This window comes from Parafrankia sp. EUN1f, assembly GCF_000177675.1.
Taxonomy (GTDB): domain Bacteria; phylum Actinomycetota; class Actinomycetes; order Frankiales; family Frankiaceae; genus Parafrankia.
Genome location: NZ_ADGX01000281.1, coordinates 1 through 5308, shown reverse-complemented (window position 1 = coordinate 5308; position 5308 = coordinate 1). Strand labels below are relative to the sequence as shown.

The following is a 5308-nucleotide window of genomic DNA, read 5'->3' as shown; positions in this document are numbered from 1 at the left end:
GCTGCCCGCCGCCGCGCTCCTCGCGCTGGGGCTGCTGCTGGCCGCCGGGGGCGCGGTCGGCGGCGCGCTGCTGATGTCACACCGCAACCACGCCAGCGACACGCCCAGCACTCCGACGCCCACCCCGGTTCCCCGGGCAGCCCGTCCGCGACGGGCAGCCCTGCGGGCTCCGCGACCGGGCCGTCGGCCTCGGCGACCACGAGCCGACCCGCGCGGATCATGACCGCCACCGAGGCGGCTCGCGTCGTCCGGAGGGAGGGCTACATCCCCGACATGGGCTCCTACGACCCGCAACGGATGCTGAACCTGGTGCGCGGTACCCGGGAGTACGGCGGCCGGCACCAGGAGATCGCGTTCGTCTTCGCCGACGGGGAGTACCAGGGCACCGACACACGGGATCCGAGCACGAGCATCAGCGTGCAGCCGCTGTCATCCGTCGAGGCCGCGGTGACGTACCGGACCTACCCCGCGGGTGGTTCGACGCCCACCGGTTCGGCGGTCGTGCGGTACCGCTGGAACGGAACCGGGCTGGACCCCCGCGACCCGATCCCGACCGTGGACCCGGCGCTACCGGATCATCGTTGACCCATCCCGCACCCCAGACAAACGCAACACGGCAAAAAGTCACCTTTAGGCCAAAAAAATGTGACCAGCACAACGAAGCCACCCGGACGGGCCTACCGCTATTCGGGTACCGATGTTGGGATGGTGATACATCGGACCGAGTCGAACGGAAACGGACCGCTCGCGACATCGCGGGTACTCGTTCGAGGGTGCCCAGGGCAGTAGCCGGTAGTCAGTAGTGAGTAGCCAGTAGCGAGTGCCAGGACAGACATCCCAGCCCACCCGGGCCGGTCGCGAGGGGGAACGGTGCTGACACCGCTGGTGGCGGGGGACCCTCGGCGCATCGGCCCGTTCGAGATCCACAACAGGATCGGCGCCGGCGGCATGGGCTCGGTCTACCTCGGCTTCACCGCCGAGGGGCGGGCCGCCGCCGTGAAGGTGCCCGCCGAGGGCCTGGCCGGCGACCCGGAGTTCCGCGCCCGGTTCCGCCGCGAGGTGGAAGCCGCCCGCCGGGTACGCGGCCGTGCCGTCGCAGCCGTCGTCGACGCCGACCCCGACGCGAGCTCGCCCTGGATGGCCGTCGAGTACGTCGAAGGCACCAGCCTCGCCGACGCGGTCATCCGGCACGGCCCGCTGGAGCGGCGGCTCCTGCACGGCTTCGGGGTGGGCCTCGCCGACGCGCTCGTCGCCATCCACTCGGTCGGGGTCGTCCACCGCGATCTCAAGCCGACCAACATCCTGCTCGCCTGGGACGGACCGAAGGTGATCGACTTCGGTATCGCCCGGGCCAGCGGCACACCGACCCACACGCACACCGGCATCCTCGTCGGCACACCGTCGTGGATGGCCCCCGAACAGCTGCGCGGCGAGCGCGCCACCCCGGCCGCCGACGTGTTCGCCTGGGGAGCCTGCGTCACCTACGCGGCGACCGGCCATCCCCCGTTCGGCACCGGCGACCCGGCGGACGTGCTGACCGTGCTGCACCGCGACGAACAACCCGACCTCGCCGGGGTCCCGGCGAACCTGATGGGCGCGGTGCGGGCGACCCTGTCCCGCCGGCCGGAGGACCGGCCGACCGCGGTGGAGCTGGTCCGCGGCCTCGTCTCCGACGTCGCGGGCGACGGCGTCCCGGATCCGTCCCGGGTCGCCGCGAACGCGCAGACCTCCTGGCAGTGGGATCCGCACGCGCCGGCCGCGCCGGCTCCGCGTCCGCCGGACGCACCAGGCGCGCTCGGCGGAGGCGGCCAGACCGGTGGCGCTGGCGGGACTGGCGGGACTGCCGCAGCTGGCGGGGGCGGCCACGGCGGCGGAACCAGCCGTTCCGGTGGCGCACGGACACCCGCGGTCGGGGCGGCCGCGGCGGCCGGCCGGGCTGGGCCGCGCGCCGTCGACCGGCCCACCCAGCCATTGACAGCCCGGCCTGACCTCCCGTTCTGGGAGGAGCCGCCCGGCGGGGACTCCTCGCTCGGCACCATCCCGGTGCCAAGGCTGACCGGCCTGATCGACCCGCGAAACGAGGTCACCGACCCGTCGATCCGGCCACGCACCGGCGCCACCGCGCCGGCCCACGACGCCATCGGCACCGCGGCCGGCACCGGCACCGGCACCAGCACGGCGACCGGCGCCAAGCCGGCCACAGCGGGAACCAAATCTGCCAGCAAACCGGCCGCCGCAAGCTCGGCGGGCACGGCAGCCAAGCCTGCCAAGTCGGCGGGCGGGGCCCGGCCCACGGTGCCGACGGGCGGAGTTCCCACGGCCGGCACTGCCAAGGCCGCCACGGCCGACCCGCATGACCCGGGCGCCCCGTCGCGGGCCTCCCAGCGGGTTCTCGCCGGCGCGGACGGAGACGGCCAGCCGCTGTGGGCCGGCTGGCCGCCGGCGGCACGGCTGTGGCTGGCGAAACTGACCGCCACCCGGCGACGGGACCGGGCCGCCATGATCGCCGCCGTCGTCGCGGTCGGGATCGTCGTCGGAGCCGTCGTCGCGCTGACCGCCATGGACAGCCAGCGCGCCGAGGGCAGCCCAGGTTCACCCACCCCGGAGCCGTCCTCGTCGCTGGGCGTCACGCCAAGCCCCGTGCTCACACCGACGTCCCAGCCTGCCGCGGTCGTCACGCTCGCCGCGGCGCACACGAGCCGTCCCGGTGGATGGCCGGACGAGCTTGCCATGGCCGACGAGCCGGGCACGGGCCCCGGCCACGACGCCGGTCAGCCCGACGACCCGCGCACCCAGCCCGCGCCGCAGGCCTCCCCGACCGGCAGCGTCTCCCCCACCCCCGACGCCCCGGCGCCGACGAGCACGAGCAGCTCACCGAAGCCGACCTCGACCCCGTGCCCCTCCAACGGACGGGTGGACGAGCTCGCCACCAACGCCACCATCAGCCCCTGCTGACCGCCGGTGGCGAGGCCGGCGTCGGTGTCGTGGCCGGCGCGGCGGAGGCGCCGAAGCCCGCCACGCTGGACGCCGGCGCGCGAGGGTACGCCGACGGGCTCGCGGTGTTCTCGGCCCCCGGCGCGGCGGGGCCGGAACCCGCGGCGGACGGGGTGAGGCTCGGGCCCGGCGACACCGCCGGCGTCGGATCGGCGCTGGCCTGGTCGCCGGGCGAACCGGATGCCGAGGATGCCGTGGGCACCGCCGACGTGCGCGGCCGCGATGTCGGTGTCGGCGTCGCGGTCGGGCTCGATGAGGCGAGCTGTTGCTGCTCTCGTCGGAGCTCGGTCCTGGCCTGCTCGACCGCCGCGTCGTAGGAGCGCGACGCCGGCAACGACCGCGGCCGCACGAACACGTAGAGGACGAACACGCCGATCAGCGCGGCGGTCAGCAGCGCCGTCGAGTGGCGCATCGGCAGACGCATCGGGAGTCGCATGGTCGGACGTCTCACGAGGCGGTCGGCGGGGCAGTGTCGAGGACGGCGGGGATGTGGATGCCGGCCCGCAGCAGCGCGCCGCTGATCCTGGCCCGCAGCGCCCGGCCGACCTCGAACTGCTTGCCCGGCAGGGTGCGCGCGACGATCTGGACCTTGAACTGGTCGAGGTCGAGGCTTTCGACGCCCATCACGGTCGGCTCGTCCAGCAGCAGGCCGTGCAGCGCCTCGTCGGCGTACGCGTCGACACCGACCTCGGTCAGCACGTCGGTGACCGTCGCGACGTCCACGCTGGACGGGATCGGGACGTTGATGACCGCCCTGGCCCAGTCCCGGGAGAGGTTGACGACCTGGACGATCTGCCCGTTCGGCGTGATCACGACCTCCCCGTTCGGTGTCCGGACCCGGGTGATCCGCAACGTGACCTCCTCCACCGTCCCCGTGATCGCGGTCGGCGAGCCTTGCACGACCAGGCGGACGAGGTCACCGAAGCCGTACTGTCGTTCGGCGACCATGAAGAAGCCGGCGAGGACGTCCTGCACGATCCGCTGGGCACCGAAGCCGAGCGCCACGCCGAGCACCGTCGCCGGCGCGACGATCCCGGTCAGCGGCACGCCGAGCCGCCGCAGCACCAGCATGACCGCGACGCAGTAGACGAGCACCAGCGTCACCCACGTCAGGACCTGCACGACGGCGTGCCGGTGCTTGGTCGTCTCGGAGCGGACCGCCCCGTCGGTCACCAGGGCCCGCGCGTCGATGCGACGTTCGACCCGGGCACCCGCCCAGTTCGCGAACCGGGTCAGCAGGACCGCCCCGATCACGATCATGACGATCTCCAGGCCCTGACCGCGAGCCCACTCCGAGATGTCCGTCAGGGGTGCGGCGGCCAGGCGTTCCGTCTGATCCGTCTGAATTGTCCGCACACGTCCGAACCTACCTGCGCGCCGCGCGTCAGCCCCGCCATCAGTGCCAGGCCGCCGCCCCCCGCCCCTGCGACGGGACTCGCGCGACCGGCCACCCGTCGGATGACCGATCTCGGGATGGTCGAAAAAGCCCGAAGCCTCCGCACCACGACGGGCGGCCGGACAAGCACCCGGACAACGATAGATTCAAGATCGAAAATGCGCGTGGCCGATCGTCAACATCGTTGACTATCTTGCTTATGGCCTACCGCGGGCGGTACGACTGAGATCGCCGCTGACGGTTGAACCCCGGGCCGCCCGACCAAAATGGTGGCCTGGATCCTGTGGTCTTGCTCGGCGGCGACGGCGGCCGGCGACGGCAGTTCGTAGCCGCCGCTCGGAAGATTTGAGGATTCTGGTCGCTCCAACGACCGAGATCCTCAAGCCTTGCCAGACAGCAATTACAGCCCGCATCCGCAGCTCGAATGATCTGAGGATTCTGGTCGCGCCGACGACCGAAATCCTCAGATCTTGCCCTAATGCCACTTAGCCTATTTTGATCAAGCTGCTGCCTGGGGTTCTACAGGGTTGGCGAGCCTGATCGTGGGCGGGGCGGAGTGACGCCTACCGCGCTGGCGGGATTTCTTCACCGGGTAGCGGTGCGGGCCGGCGCGTCGCACCGCGCGAGGGTAGGTGCGTTCGCGGTGCCGGGTGAGTTTCGCGGGTCGGGTGATGTCCGTGGTGATCAGGGTGAGGGCGTGTTCCTGCTGGTCAGGGGGAAAAGGCCGGCGGGTCAGCGACCTGCCGGCGGAGAACTCTCACGGTCCGGGTGAACCGGACCCGGTCGGGGTCGATCCCGGCGGCGGTCGCGGCCGCGCAGATCAGCGCGGCGATCGCGTGGTGGGTGAGCAGGTAGCCCCAGATCTCCTGGTAGACCCCCTCGGGTGACTGCGACCGGCAGGACCTTCCCCGGGCCGCG

At 72.7% G+C, this 5308-nt stretch carries 5 protein-coding genes and 1 pseudogene; 3 read left to right on the top strand and 3 right to left on the bottom strand.

Annotated elements, in window-relative coordinates:
- From FREUN1FDRAFT_RS47235 to FREUN1FDRAFT_RS37735, 3 genes are all read left to right on the top strand, one after another.
- Positions 1-223, top strand: a 223-nt coding sequence (locus tag FREUN1FDRAFT_RS47235) for a hypothetical protein (protein WP_232295608.1), incomplete at its 5' end; no start/stop codon positions are given.
- Positions 220-585, top strand: a complete 366-nt coding sequence (locus FREUN1FDRAFT_RS37740) for an LppP/LprE family lipoprotein (protein WP_006545705.1) — start codon at positions 220-222, stop codon at positions 583-585. The genes FREUN1FDRAFT_RS47235 and FREUN1FDRAFT_RS37740, both read left to right, overlap by 4 nt.
- Positions 586-870: 285 nt before the next feature.
- A complete protein-coding gene (locus FREUN1FDRAFT_RS37735; RefSeq protein ID WP_006545704.1) occupies positions 871-2955 on the top strand; it encodes a serine/threonine-protein kinase in 2085 nt (694 codons plus the stop codon).
- Here FREUN1FDRAFT_RS37735 and FREUN1FDRAFT_RS37730 read toward each other — a convergent pair.
- The 3 genes and pseudogenes from FREUN1FDRAFT_RS37730 to FREUN1FDRAFT_RS37720 form a co-directional block, all read right to left on the bottom strand.
- Positions 2942-3445 (bottom strand): hypothetical protein, encoded by a 504-nt coding sequence (locus tag FREUN1FDRAFT_RS37730; protein ID WP_198144582.1) that lies wholly within the window; start codon positions 3443-3445, stop codon positions 2942-2944. The two genes, FREUN1FDRAFT_RS37735 and FREUN1FDRAFT_RS37730, sit on opposite strands and share 14 nt — an antisense overlap.
- The gene (locus FREUN1FDRAFT_RS37725; protein ID WP_157475808.1) at positions 3442-4254 is read right to left on the bottom strand and encodes a mechanosensitive ion channel family protein; all 813 of its coding nucleotides are present in this window, start codon (positions 4252-4254) and stop codon (positions 3442-3444) included. Before FREUN1FDRAFT_RS37725 ends, FREUN1FDRAFT_RS37730 begins: the two co-directional genes overlap by 4 nt.
- 846 nt (positions 4255-5100) lie before the next feature.
- A pseudogene (locus FREUN1FDRAFT_RS37720) lies at positions 5101-5308 on the bottom strand (transposase); the annotation flags it as partial.